Raw genomic sequence first — 15,908 nt, 5'->3', positions numbered from 1 at the left:
CTCAGCGCGCGGGAGGCGGCGCGGTCGTGGTGCCCGCGCGGAAGCGGCACGAGAGGTCCTGCGTCTCGCCCGGCTCCCCGCGGAGCATGCGCGCCACCTGCTCCCCCGCCGCGCGCCCCTTCTCGACCGCGGGCTGCACGCTCGTGGTGAGCGTGAGGTCGCCCAGGCCGTCCAGCGCGATGCCGTCGAACCCCGCCACCGACAGGTCCTCCGGCACGCGCAGCCCGAGCTCCTCCGCCGCGCGGATCACGCCGACCGCGAGCAGGTCGCTCTGCGCGAGCACGGCCGTCGGACGCTTCTCCGGGTCGGACAGCAGCATGCGGCCCACCAGGATGCCCTCGTCGATCAGGCTGCCCGACGCCGAGATCGCCGGGGCGTCGGGGAAGATCTCGCGCATGCCCCGGAGCCGGTCGACCGTGACGTCGACGGTCGCGGTGGCGAGTCGCTCCGGCGTGATGAGGGTGCGCTCGCGGTCGGCGTCGAGCGCGAGCGTGACCAGTGCGACGTCGCGGTGCCCGAGGTCGCGGACGTGCCGGGCGACGTCGGCGGAGGCGGCCACGTTGTCGAGCGTGATGCGCGGCACGTCGAGCCCGGCGTCGCCCTCGATCACGACCACGGGGAGGCCGCGCCCCCGCACGATCTCGAGTGAGGCCCGCGTGCGCCCGGAGCACCCGATCAGCACGACCGCGTCGACCGGGGCGCTCGCGATCGCGGACCCGTCCTCGCCCGGCTCGTCGCGCATCAGCAGGATCCCGGCGCTGAGGTCGGCGAGTCCATCGGTGAGACCGTCCATCATCGCGGTCGTCACCGGGTCGAGGAACGCGGCGCGCAGGTGGCCCTCCAGCACGACCGCGACGATGCCGCTGCGGCCGCGACGGAGCGAGGCGGCGCGGGGGTCGGGTCCGGTGTAGCCGAGCTCGGTCGCCGCGGCGAGAACGCGGTCGCGCGTGGCGGGGGCGACCTTGGCCTTGCCGCTGAAGACCACGGACGCGGTGGAGGTCGCGACCCCCGCCTCGCGCGCGACATCCGCGATCGTGGGTCGGCGCGGGGTCTCCCTGCTGCTCATACTCCGAGGATAGCCGGGATCTGCACTCCGGCGTCGAATCGATTCGATATAGGCTGTGGGTCATGGACACCGCCCTCACCCGCTCGCAGTTCGTGCGCTGGCGCACCGCGATCTTCGCCATCTTCCTGGCCAGCGGCCTCTCGATCGCGACCTGGGCATCGCGCGTGCCGGGTATCAAGGAGGCTCTCGGTCTCGACAACGCGCAGGTCGGACTGATCCTGCTCGGCATGGGCATCGCCTCCATCCTCGGCATCTCCACGAGCCCCGCGGTCATGGCGCGTACGGGTGCGCGTCGCGGCATGCTCCTGTCGATGCTCACGTTCGCCGCCGGCATCGCGCTCGTCGGACTCGGAGCCACCGTGTTCGCCTCGGTCCCCCTGGTGCTGGTCGGCATGGTGCTGTTCGGCTTCGGCAACGGCTGCGTCGACGTGATGATGAACGTCGAGGCCACCGCGATCGAACAGCAGATGGGCCGCACGATCCTCCCCGTCTTCCACGCGTTCTTCAGCTTCGGCACCGTCCTGGGCGCCGGTATCGGTGCGCTCGCGGCGCACCTTCGCATCGACGTCGGCACGCACGCGATCTCCGTCGGGGTCTTGATCGCCGTGATCGCGGTGATCTGCTTCTTCCAGGTGCCGGTGCGAGAGGCGGCCCTCGACCCGGAGGAGCACGAGAAGCCGCCGTTCCGCCAGCGCCTGCACACCGCGCTGGAGGCGTGGCGCGAACCGCGCACCTACCTGCTCGGCACCGTCATGCTCGGCATGTCGTTCGCCGAGGGCGGCGCGAACGACTGGATCGCTCTCGGCACCGAGCAGGGACACGGTCTCGCCGAGGGTTCCGGTGCCGTCGCCCTCGCCGTGTTCTCGACCGGCATGACCGTCGTGCGCCTGTTCGGCGGCCCCCTGGTCGACCGCTTCGGCCGGGTGCTGGTGCTGCGCATCCTCGCCGCGACGGCCGCCAGCGGCATCCTGCTGTTCATCCTCGCGCCGACGTTGCCGCTCGTGCTGCTCGGCGCCGCGCTCTGGGGTGTCGGCGCCTCGCTCGGGTTCCCGCTCGGAATGTCGGCCGCGGCCGACGACCCGGCCAAGGCCGCCGCCCGCGTGAGCGCCGCAGCCACGATCGGCTACGTCGCGTTCCTCGGCGGCCCGCCCGTGCTCGGCGTGATCAGCGAGCACATCGGCCTGCTCAACACGCTGTTCATCCTGGTCGCGCTGGTCGTGGTCTCCGGGCTGTTCTCCGGGGCCGCCCGCCCGCTGCGCGACGACGAGAAGACCCCCGCCACGACCGCCGCCCGGAGCTGAGGCTCAGCCGCCGCGCGCCCGGACGAGTGCCGCCGCGTGCGAGCGGCTGCGCGCGCCCAGCTTCGCGAGCACGTTCGACACGTGCGTCTTCACCGTGGGCACCGAGATGCGCATCCGGGCGGCGAGCTGCGCGTTCGACCAGCCCTGCAGGATCCCGTCGAGCACCTCCTGCTCCCGCGCGGTGAGCTCGCCCAGGGTGGGGGTGACGGCGGCGGTGGGCGGGCCGTCGACCACGGACTCCGCCACCGCGGCGAGCGCACGCCTGGTCACGCGCGGGTCGAGGGCGCCCTCGCCCGCCGCGACGCCGCGCACCGCCTGCACCAGCGTCGGCGCATCCACCGTCTTCAGCAGGAACCCCACGGCCCCGGCGCGGATCGCCGCGAGCACGAGCTCGTCCTCATCGAAGCTGGTGAGCACCAGCACGTCCGCCAGGTCCCGGTCGACGATCTCCTTCGTGGCCGAGACGCCGTCGCGCCCCGGCATGCGCAGATCCATCAGCACCACGTCTGGACGCAGGGCCGCGGCGTTGCGCACGGCCACCTCGCCGTCGGCTGCTTCGCCCGCCACCACGATGTCGTGCGTCTCGAGCATGATGCGCAGTCCGGCGCGGATCGCCCCGTGGTCGTCCGCGAGCAGCACCGTCGGGGCGCTCACGACCGCGCTCCCGCCGGCAGCCGCGCCTCCACGGTCCAGCCGTCGCCGTCGGGTCCCGCCTGGAACGCGCCCCCCAGCGCCACCACCCGCTCCCGCAGCATCTGCAACCCCCACCCCTCCCCGTCGTGTCGCCGCGACGGGGCGACCGCGGCCGCCCCACCCGACGACCGCACCTGCACCAGCGCCTCGTCGCCGGAGCGTGTGATCCGCACCTCGACCTGCGCACCCCGCGAGTGCCGCACGCAGTTGCCGAGCGCCTCCCGCACCACCCGCACGACCGCCTGCTCGCCGCCCCCGCCGAGATCGCCGAGTTCCGGGAGCTCCACCGCGTCGAGGCGGACCGACAGTCCCGACCGCCGCGCCTCCTGCACGATGCCGTCGAGGTCGGCCCAGCTCGGCGTGGGCATGAGCGGGCCACCGCCGCGGCGCAGCACCGAGATCATCGACCGCAGCGCACCGTGCGCGTCGAGGCCCGCGTCGCGCACGGCCCGCAGCGCCGCCCGGTCGTCGGAGCGCTCCGGACGGGTCGCGAGCGCCGCCTCGGCCCGGATCGCCATCGCCAGCACGTGGCCGGCCACCACGTCGTGCAACTCTCGCGCCATGGCCTCCCGCTCCCGCTGCACGGCCTCGGTGCGGTCGCGTTCGGCGGCGGCCGCGGCGTCCTCGGCGCGCTGTCGGTGCAGCTCCGCCAGCTCGTGCGCCTGTGAGACCGCGACCGCCCACCAGTAGTCGGTGCCGAAGATGGCCCCGAACTGCACGCCGAACAGCACGGCCACCGGCACGTCGACGCCGGCGAACAACAGTGCGGCGAAGAACAGCGCCGCGGTCGCCGTGCCCAGAGAGATCAGGAGCACGCGGCGGCCGCGCGGTCCGGCGCGGAACGCCGCCATCCACAGCACGTCCAGCAGCACAACCAGGGTGCCGACGCCCCCCACGGTGAGCAGATCGGCGAGGAACAGCACCGCCACCAGCACCAGCACCGTCCACGGCCGTCGTGCCTTGCCGAGCGAGAGCACGCATGCCGGAACCGCGAGCGCCAGCGCCCACCACGGCGACACGTCGTCCGACAGCAGCGAGAACGGGCCCCAGAGCCCGTGGAAGCCGAAAGAGGCCATGACCACGGAGAGCACCAGCGCACCGAGCGGATCCGCCCACCAGCGGTGGCGCCGATACCAAGCGCCGAGACCGCCCTCGCCCGGTTCGTGCATGACCTCATGCAACCACGGTGCCCGCGGGGTCGCATCCGACGAAGGGATGAGGGTCGTGCGGCAGACGGTACTTTCGCCCGATCCGCCCGGCCGCGCCGGCCACGACGGTGGAGGCATGGAACTCTTCGGCGGACTCCCCCTCCCCCTGTCGCTCGCGGTACTGGCGCTCATCGACGGGCTCAGCGTGGGCACCCTGCTGATCCCCGTCTTCCTGCTGCTGCACCCGGGGCGCGTGCGCGCCGGTCGCATCGTGCTGTATCTGGTGACGATCGCGGGGTTCTACCTGGCGGTCGGGCTGCTGTTCCTGTGGGGACTGGTGAACCTGGCGGACGTCGCCTCCGACTTCCTCGCGTCCCCGGCGGGGATGATCACGCGGCTGCTGGTGGGCGTCGCGCTGCTGATCACCGCGTTCGCGATGCCCACCTCGAAGCCCGCAGCGGTCGGCGATGGGGAGCGGCAGCCTCCGCGGGTGTCGCCGTGGACCGGCAGGCCGTCCGCCTCCGGTCGCGCCTCCGCGGCGACACCCGACCCGGCCCCGCTGTTTCGAGCGGCCGCCTCCGACCCGGAGCCCGAACCGAGATGGACCGGCGCGTCGTCCGATTCGCCCGTCGCCGCCACGGGTTCCGCTCTCGAACGCCTCGAGTCCGCGACCACGGGGCACGCACCCGCGCGCCCTGGACGCCTCCTGCGGTGGCGCGAACGCCTGCTCGACCCGCGCACGCGAGGGTTCGCAGTGATGGCGGTCGCGATCGCCGCGGGGCTCGTCGAGGTCGCCACGATGCTCCCCTACCTCGTGGCCATGGCGATGCTCGCCGACGCGGGTGTCGACACCCCGTTCCGCGTGCTCGCGCTGGTCGGCTATTGCGCGCTCATGATCGCGCCCGCCCTCGTCCTCCTGGTGCTGCGGCTCGTGGCGGCGCCGCTCGTGCAGCGCCCGCTGGAGCGCTTCGCGGCGTGGATGGAGCGCACGGGCGCCGAGAACACGGCATGGATCATCGGCATCATCGGGTTCCTGATCGCGCGGTCGGCCGCCACCGAGCTCGGGCTGTTCGACGCGCTCGGCGCGATCCTCTGAGCCGGTCGGCGCAGCGTCGGCGACGAAGTAGGCTCGTCGGGTGCGTCTCGTCATCGCCCGCTGCTCGGTGGACTACTCCGGCCGGCTCAACGCCCATCTCCCGCTCGCCACGCGCCTGCTCGTGCACAAGGGCGACGGGAGCCTGCTCGTGCACTCCGATGGGGGAAGCTACAAGCCCCTCAACTGGATGAGCCCGCCCTGCTCCCTCGCCACGGAGGTCCCGGGCGAGGAGGAGGCGACCGCCGGCGTCGTCGAGGTGTGGCGCGTCACGCACAAGAAGACGGGCGATGCGCTGCGTGTGCAGATCTACGAGATCATCCACGACTCGCAGCACGAACTGGGCATCGACCCCGGGCTGCAGAAGGACGGCGTCGAGGCCGACCTGCAGCGCCTGCTGGCCGAGCAGGTCGAGCTCATCGCCGAGGGCGCGACCCTGGTGCGCCGGGAGTATCCGACCGCCATCGGTCCGGTCGACCTGCTGGTGCGTGACGCGGAGGGCGCTGCGATCGCCGTGGAGGTCAAGCGCCGGGGCGACATCGACGGCGTGGAGCAGCTGACGCGCTACCTGGAGCTGCTGGGCCGCGACCCCCACCTCTCCCCCGTGCAGGGCGTCTTCGCCGCGCAGGAGATCAAGCCGCAAGCCCGCGTGCTCGCCGAAGACCGCGGCATCCGCTGCCTGGTGCTCGACTACGACGACATGAAGGGCATCGAGTCGGGCATCCCCCGGCTGTTCTGACGCCGCTCGCCGCGGTCAGCGCACGGAGATCAGCCGTCGCGGTGGCCCTTCCAGCCGGGCGACCGCGATCCTGACCTCGGTCACCTCGTGCTCGATCCCCGTCAGCCGTTCCTCCAGGGCCCCGAAACGCGCGTCCATGCCGGAGAATCGCTCCTCCACCATCGCGAACCGCGCATCCGACGCCGCGAACCGCGCATCCATCCGCTCTTCCATGCTCGAGAACCGCCCCTCGACCATCGCGAACCGCTCAGCCATCCGCGCATCCGACGCCGCGAACCGCGCATCCATCCGCTCTTCCATGCCCGAGAACCGCCCGTCGACCATCGCGAACCGCTCATCCATCCGCGCATCCGACGCCGCAAATCGCGCATCCATGCGCGTGACGAGCCAGCCGAAGCCGCTTGCCATCGCGACGATGATCGTCACCGTCGACCCCAGGATGGTGATCACTTCCATCGACACGAACATCTCCCCAGTCTCACTCGCGTTCCCGCCGCTGTCACGACCCTACGGTGCAGCATTCCGCCGTTCGCGCCGCGGCCACGCGATCCGGGGAGCACGCGTGAGATTGCACACCCGTGCAGCAGGACCGGGCAGGCGTCCGCGGACCCATAGGCTGGAGAGATGGCCCCCTCCCCTTACACCTGCGTGCTCTGGGACGTCGACGGCACGATCGTCGACGCCTCGGTCGGCATCCTCCGTCGGCTGCACGTCGCCCTCACGCACTTCGGCCGTCCCGCCCCGACGCGGGAGGAACTGGTGCACTGGATCGGGCCGCCCATGTTCCAGTCGTTCCAGGACCAGGCTGGCATGACGCCCGCGGAGTCCGCCGAGGCCGTGGCGTTCTACCGCACGCTGGGCAAGGCCGACGGTTACACCACGGACGTGCGCACGTATCCCGGTGTCGCCGAGCTCATCCACGACCTGCATGCCGCGGGAGTGCCGCAGGCGACCGCGAGCTCCAAGCCGGAGAACCAGGTCGATGCGCTGGTCGACCACTTCGGTCTCCGGCCCGCCTTCCTCACGACCGTCGGCGCGACTCCGGACGAGGCGACGCTCGCGTCGAAGACCGACATCGTCGCCGAGGCCCTGCGCCGCCTGGGCGCGCTCGGCGTCGACACGTCACGCCCCGTCCTCGTCGGCGACCGCCATCATGATGTCGAGGGCGGCAAGGCCAACGGCGTCCCCGTGATCTTCGTCGAGTGGGGCTTCAGCGACCCGCACGAGGGAGACGACGCGGCGTTCCGCGTCGCCTCGGTCGACGAACTGCGGGCCCTGCTGCTCGGCTGAGCCTGTCACCACTGACGCAGAAAACGGAACTCCCCGTCGAAAGGACGCTCGAGTGCGTTCTTCAGACGGGGAGTCCCGGTGTCGTCCGCGTCAGAGCGGGCGGATGTTCTCTGCCTGCAGGCCCTTCGGACCCTGCGCCACATCGAACTCGACTCGCTGGTTCTCGTCGAGAGACCGGTAGCCGGATGACTGGATGGCGGAGTAGTGCGCGAAGACGTCAGCGCCTCCGTCGTCGGGGGAGATGAAGCCGAAGCCCTTCTCCGAGTTGAACCACTTGACCGTGCCCTGGGTGCTCATGTACTGCCTGTTCTGCTGATCTAGAAGCCGACGCAGGGGTGCACCGACATCGCTAACGCTAGTGGAGGCGACCCCGGCGGCAATAGGAGAGGCAAGAAGGTAATCCAAATGTTGCATGAGCGTCATGCGACCAGCGCGGCGGGGCTCTCGATCCGCTCCCGGAAAATGGTGTGGCCCTCACCGCGGGGGGAGCGATGAGGGCCGAAGACGACCGGAGGGTGCGTCAGAGACAGCCTAACCCCTTTCGGACCTCCTTGTCCCCCTTTTGGGGGACAAATCCGAAAATTGGTGGGAGAATGAACGAGAGCGGCCCCCTCGAGTAGCCCATTGGGGACTGAACTACTCGAGAGGGCCCAATCGCATACACGGATCGTCGTGCCCCTGGGGTGGGCCGTCCGTCTCCTGGGGAGAGACGGAGACGATCAATCCCCTGTGCATGCACCTTCACCATAGGGGAGGACGAACGTTCCCGCCACGGATCCTCGCCGCCGGTAGCCTGAGGCGGTGACGATGCTGAACAAGGACATGACGCTGTGCATCTCGCTGTCCGCGCGACCCAGCAACAACGGAACCCGCTTCCACAACCACCTCTACGAGGCACTGGGGCTCAACTGGATCTACAAGGCCTTCGCGCCGACCGATCTGGCCCAGGCGATCGCCGGTGTCCGCGGACTCGGCATCCGCGGATGCGCGATCTCCATGCCCTATAAGGAGGATGTCATCGCCCTCGTCGATCGGATGGACGCCTCCGCGCGCGCGATCGACTCCGTCAACACCATCGTGAACGACGACGGGGTACTGACCGCCTACAACACCGACTACTCGGCGATCGCGACCCTGATCGCCCGCAACGGCATCGACCCGCGGTCGTCTGTGCTGCTGCGGGGTTCGGGCGGCATGGCGAAGGCGACCGCTGCGGCCTTCCGCGACGGGGGCTTCACCGACCTCACGATCGTCGCCCGCAACGAAGCCCGCGGGCGTGCCCTCGCGGACCAGTACGGATTCGACTGGCGTCCGGAGCCCGGCGACGCGACAGCGGACGTGCTCGTCAACGTCACGCCGATCGGCATGGCGGGCGGGGCCGAGGAGCACGCGCTCTCGTTCAGCGAGCAGGCGATCGCGGCATCGACGGTGGTGTTCGATGTGGTCGCGCTGCCGGCGGAGACCCCCGTGGTGGCTGCGGGGCGTGCGGCGGGCGCCACGGTCATCACCGGCGCCGAGGTCGCGACCCTCCAGGCGCTCGAGCAGTTCGTGCTCTACACCGGTGTGCGCCCGACACCGGCCCAGGTCCAGGCCGCCGAAGACTATATGCGATCCGGGGCATGAATCCCCGCGCAACCGATCACCCGGCACGCCCTTCGGCCAGATAGGCCAGCCGGTGCAGCGTCTCGGCGTTGCGCCACCGCAGGATCGGTGCGGTCAGGAAGCGGGGGAGCAGGGTCGCGGGGCCCTTCACGGGTTCCTCGTCGATGCGCACCTGGCAGCCGGTCGCCGTCGACCTCGCCCGCAGGGTGACCTGCGCCTCGCCGACCGGCCAGCCGCGCGCGCGCAGCACCGCCCGGTGCGGCGGATGCCACTGCAGCAGTTCGGTCGTATCGTCGAGCAGCGCGGGCCACACGCCGACCGAATGGTGCAGCTGCGCGCCCGGAGCGGGCCAGGCCGCGTCGACATCGCGCATGCGCGACGCTCCGACGACCCAGGCGGGGTACAGCCAGCCGTCCGCCAGCACACGGAACACGTCCTCGGTGGTGCACGCCAGGTCTCGGGTGTTCGTCGCCATGGTTCCTCCGTTCCGCCGCCAGTGTGACGGGCGCGCACACCGCCTGCACAGGCGCTTGACAAGCGTCGTCCCCTCACCGCTAGCACAGTCCATCGCCGAACGCTCCCCCCTGGAGGACCGGTCCCAGCGCTGCGAGGGTCGAGTCATGCTCCACAGACTCACCGGCCGGATCTCGCACGGCGTCGAGACGATCGTGCGCGACGACTCCCCGTTCCTCCTGACCCGCGGCTACGACTTCGGAGCCCGCATCTGGCGGCGTGCACGACCGGGCGCCCGGTCTGCCCCGATGCGCCTGCTCGGCGACGAGGGCGCCCTCGTCCGCGGCGCCGAGGGCATCGACCTGTTCTACGACGAGAGTCGCATCGCCCGGCACGGCGCGATGCCCGCGATCGTGCAGGAGACGCTGTTCGGGCACGGCTCCGTGCACAGCCTCGACGGCGACGCCCACCGTCACCGCAAAGCGACGTTCGTCGCGGTCGCCTACGAGGACGAGCAGGTCGCGCGGCTCACGCCCTGGCTCGAGCGGGAGTGGGCGCGGGAGCGCGACGCCTGGCTCGACGGCGGCACCCGCAGCGCCTATGACGCGGCCGTCGGGGCGTTCGGACGCGCGATCATGGGCTGGGCGGGCCTTCCGGGGACGCCCGCCGCGAAGACGCGCTGGGCCGCTCGGCTGGCCCAGATCGTCGACGGGTTCGGCGCGCCGTACTCGCCCGCCTACCTCGCCGCGACCGCGAACCGGATGTGGTCCGACCGGCACGCTCAGCGCCTCATCGAGGCCGTCCGCGCCGGAACGCTCGCGGCTCACGAGGGCACCGCGCTCGCGCTGTGGGCCGCGCACCGCAGCGCCGACGGCACCCTGCTTCCCGCCAGGACCGCGGGCATCGAACTGCAGAACAGCATCCGGCCGATGATCGCCGCCGCCCGGTTCGTGGCGTTCGCGGCGAAGCAGCTCCACGACCACCCGGAGTGGCGCGCCCGCATCGCGGCCGAGACCGCGGAACGGCAGGCTCTCGTGGGCGGCGCTCTCGCCACCCGGTTCGCGCAGGAGGTGCGGCGCACGGGACTGTTCGTGCCGATGCTCCCGGGGCGTGCGCTCACCGACATCGAGATCGACGGCGTGCGGGTGCCGAAGGGCGGTCGCGTGGTGCTCGACATCCTCGGCACCGACACCGACGAGCAGTCGTGGGCGCACGCGCACCGCTTCGCCCCGGAGCGCTTCACCGACGTGACCGACCACGAAGAGGTGAAGACGTTCATCCCGCAGGGCGGGGCCGACGTCGCCTCGGGACACCGCTGCCCCGGCGAGAAGCTCGTGGTCGCGGGACTCACGGCTGCGATCGCGGTGCTCAGCGACCCGCGGCTGCGCGTGCTCGACGAGGGCCTCGCGGTGAACCGACGACGGCTGCCCACCAAGCCCGCGTCCGGCGGACGGGTGCGCGCGGCCGGCTCCGGCCGCGGCTGCCCCTTCCACTGAGCGCGGGATCGCATGCGCCACGGCACCTGTCAACCGGGTGTTCACACCGGCCGGCGACGCGGAGCCTGGGACGACCACAGTCGACCGGAGCAGAGGACATCATGAAGGCACTGACCTGGCAGGGCAAGCGCACGGTGACGGTCGAGGAGGTCCCCGACCCGCAGATCCAGCAGCCGGAGGACGCGATCATCCGCGTCACCTCATCGGCGATCTGCGGCTCCGACCTGCATCTGTACGAGCTGCTCGGTCCATTCCTGGATCGCGGCGACATCCTCGGGCACGAGCCCATGGGTGTGGTGGTCGAGGTGGGCGCGAACGTCACCTCGCTGCAGCCCGGAGACCGGGTCGTCATCCCGTTCAACATCGCGTGCGGGGAGTGCCTCTTCTGCCGTCGCGGCCTGCAGTCGCAGTGCGAGACCACGCAGGTGCGCGAGTACGGCAGCGGAGCAGCCCTGTTCGGCTACACCAAGCTCTACGGCCAGGTGCCGGGCGGACAGGCGGAGTACCTGCGGGTGCCGCTTGCGGACTACAACCACATCAAGGTCGCGCCCGACCTTCCCGACGAGCGCTACCTGTTCCTCAGCGACATCCTCCCCACCGCGTGGCAGGGCGTGGAGTACGCGCAGGTGCCGGAGGGCGGCACCCTCGCCGTGATGGGCCTCGGCCCGGTCGGGCAGTTCGTCGCCAGGGTGGGCCGTCACCGCGGGCACCGCGTCATCGCCGTCGACCCGGTGCCCGAGCGGCGGGCCATGGCCGAACGGCACGGCACCGAGACGCTCGACCTCACCGACACCGTCGTCGCCGAGATCCGCGACACCACCGAGGGCCGCGGGGCCGACTCCGTGGTCGACGCGGTGGGGCTCGAAGCCCACGGGAACAGCGGCATCGAGTTCGTGCAGAAGGCCGTCGGGCTGCTGCCCGATCCCGCCGCGCGACAGCTGCTCGACAAGGCGGGGATCGACCGCCTCGCCGCGGTCTACGCCTCGATCGACGCGGTGCGACGGGGCGGGACCGTGTCGCTGAGCGGCGTCTATGCGGGTGACGCCGACATCCTGCCGATGAAGACGATGTTCGACAAGCAGGTCACGCTGCGGATGGGGCAGTGCAACGTCAAGAACTGGATCGACGACCTGCTGCCGCTCGTGGAGGACGCCGCCGATCCGCTCGGCGTGATGGACCTCACCACGCATCACGCCCCGCTCGACGACGCACCCGACCTGTACCGCACGTTCCAGCAGAAGGAGGACGGCTGCATCAAGGTCGTGCTGCATCCGTCCACGGTGTGACCGTGGGGTGATCAGTCCTCCGCGCGACGAGTGCCGATGCCGGGCTCGTCGTTGTGCTCGGACTCGTCCGGTACCGAGGCGTCGGATGACGGATCCACGCGGGCGGCCTGCCCGGCGCCCGCGTCGGCCCCCGCACCGCCCGCCGGCACGTTCTCGATGAGGTCGGCGTCGTCCCCGCCCCGCTCGGCGAGGTGCTCCGAGATCGGACCGGCACCGGGTCGGGCGGACCCGGCATCGGGGGACGGATACGTGGGGTCGGTGGGCTCCGCGCCGGACTCGACCCTGTCCTCCTCCTCCGGCTGCATGCGCTCCGGATCGTTCAGGTGGCCCTCGTCGTGCGTCATGGCGTGCTCCTCTCGTCGGATGAGACGTCCAGGGTGCGCCGGATGCCGCACGAGGGGAGGGCCGTTGACAGCACCTCGTCGCGCGGGTATCCGGCGCACCTCTCGGACGCGCATCCGCAGCGTCCGCCGCGATGCCGCCGTCCGGGGAGTCCTCAGCCCTTCGCGCCCTTGCGGGGCTTGAGGAACTCGTCTGGAGCGTTCTTGGCCTTCTTGGCGGCCCGCTTCTCCTTGAGTGAGAGCTGCGGGGCCTTCTTGCTCGCTCGACCCTGGGTGGACTTTCCGGACATGTGCGCTTCCCCTTTTCGTGGCTGGCGTAACCCCTGACCATACCCGGAACGGCATAGAAGTCAAATTTCCTGCTGAGCGGTAAAAAAACCGTCGCCCCCAGCCGGTCGGGAACGGCGTCTCGCGAGGGAGCGGTCGGGGTGATGGCACGGCCGCCGGAAGCGATCGAGGCGCTAGCGTGTGCGCTCATGAGCGTCTACCGCGACCTGGGACTTCGACCGCTGATCAACGCGTGGGGCACGGTGACCGCGGTCGGCGGCTCGCTCCTGGCGCCCGAGGTGCTCGACGCGATGCGCGAGGCCGCCGGGGCCTACGTCGACCTGCACGCCCTGCAAGCTCGGGCGGGGGAACGCATCGCCGCCGCGCTCGATGTGGAGGCCGCCTGTGTCACCGCGGGAGCGGCCGCGGGGCTCACGGTCGCCACGGCCGCCGCGATGACCCGCGACCACCCGGAGCTGCGCGCCCGGCTGCCGCGCGCCTCCGGACTGCCGGACGAGTGCCTGATGCTGCGCGGCCATCGCAACCGCTACGACACGGCGGTGGCGGTCGCGGGTGCCCGCGTGGTCGAGGTGGAGGACGCGACGGGGGCGAGCGTGGAGGAGCTGCGCCGTGCCCTCAGCGACCGGACCGCGCTCCTGCTGTGGATGGCGGAGGCCCGGTCGCTGCCCGGCTCGCCGCCGCTCGCGGAGGTCGCCGCGGTGCTGCACGAGCACGGCATCCCGCTGGTGGTGGACGCCGCCGCCGAGGTGCCGCCGCGGGCGCTGGTGCGGCAGATGCTCGACGAGGGTGCCGACCTCGTGGTGCTCAGCGGTGGCAAGGAGGTCCGCGGACCGCAGTCGTCGGGGATGATCCTCGGTCGGCGCGAGCTGGTGGCCGCGTGCGCCGCCGTCGCCTATCCGCACCACGGTGTCGCCCGGGGGATGAAGACCGACAAGGAGACGATCGTGGGGCTGGTGGCGGCGGTCGAGCTGTTCGCTCGGCGGGACGAGGCCGTGGAGCAGGCCGCGCGGGAGCGGATGGTGTCGGAGCTGGTCGCGGGGCTCGCGGGGTGCGCGGATCTGCGCGTGCGGCGCCACGTGCTGGAGCGCCCCGGCATCCAGCCCGCCTCGATCCCGCGCGCCTACGTACGGCCGCGGCACGCGACGGCCGCGGCGGTTGCGGAGCGTCTGCGCTCCGGCGATCCCGCGGTCGTGGTGGGCGTGGACGGCGACGAAATCGCACTGAATCCGCAGTGCCTCACGCCGGAGCAGGTGCCGGTGGTGGCGCAGGCGGTCATCCGGGCGTGCGTGCTGGTGTCATGAATTTTCATTGACGGTCGTGCGTTCGTAGTTTAGTTTCGTCGTGAACAGGCCGCCCTCGACCGAGAGATGCTCATGCCCGCGCCGCGCGACCCCGCCCTGAGCCGCCTCGCCCACAGCCTGCTGTGGCCCGGATTCGCCGGGCGCACCGCCCCCGACTGGCTCCGGCGAGCGCTCGACCACGGTCTCGCCGGCGTCGTGTACTTCGCGCAGAACCTCGATCCCGCCGACCCGGATCAGCCGCGCGCGCTCTCGGCGGAGATCCACGGACGACATCCCGGAGCGCTGATCGGCGTCGACGAGGAGGGCGGTATCGTCACCCGCCTGGAAGCGGCCGCGGGCTCATCGACGCCCGGCAACGCGGTGCTCGGCCGCCTCGACGACATCGACCTCACCGAGCGCGTCGCCGCCTGGACCGGCCGGCTCGTGGCCTCCGCGGGCATCGACGTCGACCTGGCGCCGACCGTCGACGTCAACGCCGACCCGCGCAACCCCGTGATCGGCGTCCGCTCGTTCGGCGCCGACCCCGACGTCGTCGCCCGCCATGCCGCCGCGGCCGTCCGGGGGATCCAGTCCGCCGGGGTCGCCGCGTGCCCCAAGCACTTCCCCGGTCACGGCGACACCGTCACCGACTCGCACCTGGCGCCGGCGACCGCCGATGTGACGCTCGAACAGCTGCACGCCGTGCATCTGCCGCCGTTCCGCGCCGCGATCGAGGCGGGCGCGAAGACCCTCATGACGGCGCACATCCGCGTGCCCGCGCTCGGCGACGCACCGGCGACCCTCAACCCGACGAGCCTGCGCCTGGCCCGCGACCTGGGCTTCGACGGGGTGCTCATCACCGACGCGGTCGACATGGCGGCGATCCGCGGCACGGTCGGCTCGGGGCCCGGCGCGGTCGGGGCCCTCGCCGCGGGCGCAGACCTCGTGTGCATCGGCAACCCCGCCCTCAACCCGCAGGTCGGCGGCGAGCGCACCGACCAGGTCGAGTTCGAGGAGGTGCTGCACGCCGTGTACGAGGCGCTGCGGTCGGGCGCGTTGCCTGTCGCGCGCGCGGAGGAGGCGGCGGCGCGGCTCGCCGAGCTCTCGGCCTGGCGCCGCGACCACGGGGACGACGCCGAGCGCCCGGCGGCCTTCGAGGGCGCAGACCTCGTCGCCCGGGCGGCCACGGTGGTCGGTGATGTGCGCCTCGGCAGTGCGTCGGCGACGGTGGTCGACGCCCGCACGAAGCGCAGCGTCGCGGTGGGGGAGGCGTCGGACTTCTTCACCGTGGCGCTGCGCGAGCGGATGCCGGTGGAGCGCGCATCGCTCGCCGGACTCGATGCGACGGCGGCTGCCGCACGGGCGGCCGCGGTCGCCGCGAACCGGACGGAGGACGTGGTGCTGCTGGTGAATCAGCCGCAGAGCAGTCCGTTCGAGGCGGCCGTGCAGGATGCGGTGCTCGCCGTGCGCCCCGACGCCGTGGTCGTGTATGCGGGGTGGCCCGCAGAGGGTGATGTGCGCGCGGGGCGGGCGGTGCTGGCGCTCGGGGCGTCGCGTGCGTCGGCGGTGTACGTCGCTCGGGTGCTGTCCGGAAGCGCCTGAGACGACACACCGCTCGGTATCCGTTGTTTTGAATGACTCAAAACAACGTGCTACGGTCGGAGGGAACCGGACGGCCAGACCGAGGCTCCCGCGCCGCACTCGACGGTGATCAGGGGAGCACCGCGGGCCGCAGAACCGCACGACCGCACAGGGGGCGAGACCCCCGCTCCGGCGTGCGCGCCGCCAGGGGCCGCCGGCCCCTCCGCGCGAGCCTGCCCTCCGGACGAGAG

The 15,908-nt window shown here is 72.0% G+C and carries 17 protein-coding genes; 9 read left to right on the top strand and 8 right to left on the bottom strand.

Annotated features, from left to right (window positions below; genetic code table 11):
• Nucleotide 1: 1 nt before the first annotated feature.
• Entirely contained in the window at nucleotides 2-1,066 is a 1,065-nt protein-coding gene (locus tag KZC56_RS05635) for a LacI family DNA-binding transcriptional regulator (RefSeq protein ID WP_136033091.1), read from the bottom strand.
• Nucleotides 1,067-1,128: 62 nt separating this feature from the next.
• Between KZC56_RS05635 and KZC56_RS05630 the strand changes: the two genes are divergently transcribed.
• Entirely contained in the window at nucleotides 1,129-2,367 is a 1,239-nt protein-coding gene (locus KZC56_RS05630; protein WP_136036518.1) for an MFS transporter, read from the top strand.
• Nucleotides 2,368-2,370: 3 nt separating this feature from the next.
• On the opposite strand, the gene KZC56_RS05625 is transcribed toward KZC56_RS05630, so the two are convergent.
• Nucleotides 2,371-3,021, bottom strand: coding sequence for a response regulator (locus tag KZC56_RS05625; protein WP_247638059.1), 651 nt, complete (start codon nucleotides 3,019-3,021; stop codon nucleotides 2,371-2,373).
• Nucleotides 3,018-4,229 (bottom strand): sensor histidine kinase, encoded by a 1,212-nt coding sequence (locus tag KZC56_RS05620; protein WP_247638058.1) that lies wholly within the window; start codon nucleotides 4,227-4,229, stop codon nucleotides 3,018-3,020. Before KZC56_RS05620 ends, KZC56_RS05625 begins: the two co-directional genes overlap by 4 nt.
• A 115-nt stretch (nucleotides 4,230-4,344) precedes the next feature.
• On the opposite strand from KZC56_RS05620, the gene KZC56_RS05615 reads away from it, so the two are divergent.
• On the top strand, nucleotides 4,345-5,304 hold the full coding sequence (locus KZC56_RS05615; RefSeq protein WP_247638057.1) for a GAP family protein: 960 nt from the start codon (nucleotides 4,345-4,347) through the stop codon (nucleotides 5,302-5,304).
• 40 nt (nucleotides 5,305-5,344) lie between these two features.
• A complete protein-coding gene (nucS, locus tag KZC56_RS05610) occupies nucleotides 5,345-6,040 on the top strand; it encodes an endonuclease NucS (RefSeq protein WP_136030957.1) in 696 nt (231 codons plus the stop codon).
• Nucleotides 6,041-6,055: 15 nt separating this feature from the next.
• On the opposite strand, the gene KZC56_RS05605 is transcribed toward nucS, so the two are convergent.
• On the bottom strand, nucleotides 6,056-6,496 hold the full coding sequence (locus KZC56_RS05605; RefSeq protein WP_247638861.1) for a response regulator: 441 nt from the start codon (nucleotides 6,494-6,496) through the stop codon (nucleotides 6,056-6,058).
• Nucleotides 6,497-6,664: 168 nt separating this feature from the next.
• On the opposite strand from KZC56_RS05605, the gene KZC56_RS05600 reads away from it, so the two are divergent.
• Entirely contained in the window at nucleotides 6,665-7,330 is a 666-nt protein-coding gene (locus KZC56_RS05600; protein WP_136034353.1) for an HAD hydrolase-like protein, read from the top strand.
• A gap of 90 nt (nucleotides 7,331-7,420) precedes the next feature.
• On the opposite strand, the gene KZC56_RS05595 is transcribed toward KZC56_RS05600, so the two are convergent.
• Nucleotides 7,421-7,627: a cold-shock protein gene (locus KZC56_RS05595; protein ID WP_136034351.1), complete on the bottom strand. Its 207-nt coding sequence runs from the start codon at nucleotides 7,625-7,627 to the stop codon at nucleotides 7,421-7,423.
• A 504-nt stretch (nucleotides 7,628-8,131) separates the two neighbouring features.
• Here KZC56_RS05595 and KZC56_RS05590 point away from each other — a divergent pair.
• Nucleotides 8,132-8,953: a shikimate 5-dehydrogenase gene (locus tag KZC56_RS05590; RefSeq protein ID WP_308194336.1), complete on the top strand. Its 822-nt coding sequence runs from the start codon at nucleotides 8,132-8,134 to the stop codon at nucleotides 8,951-8,953.
• Nucleotides 8,954-8,969: 16 nt separating this feature from the next.
• Here the strand turns inward: KZC56_RS05590 and KZC56_RS05585 are convergent, their stop codons facing one another.
• Nucleotides 8,970-9,407, bottom strand: coding sequence for an SRPBCC family protein (locus KZC56_RS05585; protein WP_136036882.1), 438 nt, complete (start codon nucleotides 9,405-9,407; stop codon nucleotides 8,970-8,972).
• A gap of 145 nt (nucleotides 9,408-9,552) precedes the next feature.
• On the opposite strand from KZC56_RS05585, the gene KZC56_RS05580 reads away from it, so the two are divergent.
• A complete protein-coding gene (locus tag KZC56_RS05580; protein ID WP_247638056.1) occupies nucleotides 9,553-10,881 on the top strand; it encodes a cytochrome P450 in 1,329 nt (442 codons plus the stop codon).
• Between the two features lie 101 nt (nucleotides 10,882-10,982).
• Entirely contained in the window at nucleotides 10,983-12,167 is a 1,185-nt protein-coding gene (locus KZC56_RS05575) for a zinc-dependent alcohol dehydrogenase (protein WP_247638055.1), read from the top strand.
• An 11-nt stretch (nucleotides 12,168-12,178) separates the two neighbouring features.
• On the opposite strand, the gene KZC56_RS05570 is transcribed toward KZC56_RS05575, so the two are convergent.
• Both KZC56_RS05570 and KZC56_RS17650 read right to left on the bottom strand, forming a co-directional pair.
• Nucleotides 12,179-12,511: a hypothetical protein gene (locus tag KZC56_RS05570; RefSeq protein ID WP_136034343.1), complete on the bottom strand. Its 333-nt coding sequence runs from the start codon at nucleotides 12,509-12,511 to the stop codon at nucleotides 12,179-12,181.
• A gap of 152 nt (nucleotides 12,512-12,663) precedes the next feature.
• Entirely contained in the window at nucleotides 12,664-12,798 is a 135-nt protein-coding gene (locus tag KZC56_RS17650) for a hypothetical protein (RefSeq protein WP_275089379.1), read from the bottom strand.
• Between the two features lie 186 nt (nucleotides 12,799-12,984).
• Between KZC56_RS17650 and KZC56_RS05565 the strand changes: the two genes are divergently transcribed.
• Nucleotides 12,985-14,097: an aminotransferase class V-fold PLP-dependent enzyme gene (locus tag KZC56_RS05565; protein WP_247638054.1), complete on the top strand. Its 1,113-nt coding sequence runs from the start codon at nucleotides 12,985-12,987 to the stop codon at nucleotides 14,095-14,097.
• 72 nt (nucleotides 14,098-14,169) lie between these two features.
• Nucleotides 14,170-15,678, top strand: coding sequence for a glycoside hydrolase family 3 N-terminal domain-containing protein (locus tag KZC56_RS05560; RefSeq protein WP_247638053.1), 1,509 nt, complete (start codon nucleotides 14,170-14,172; stop codon nucleotides 15,676-15,678).
• Nucleotides 15,679-15,908: the final 230 nt, after the last annotated feature.

It is taken from the genome of Microbacterium sufflavum (assembly GCF_023091155.1).
GTDB classification, from domain to species: Bacteria; Actinomycetota; Actinomycetes; order Actinomycetales; family Microbacteriaceae; genus Microbacterium; species Microbacterium sufflavum.
The sequence above is the reverse complement of the archived record's forward strand: the minus strand, read 5'-3'. Positions and strand labels throughout refer to the sequence as shown.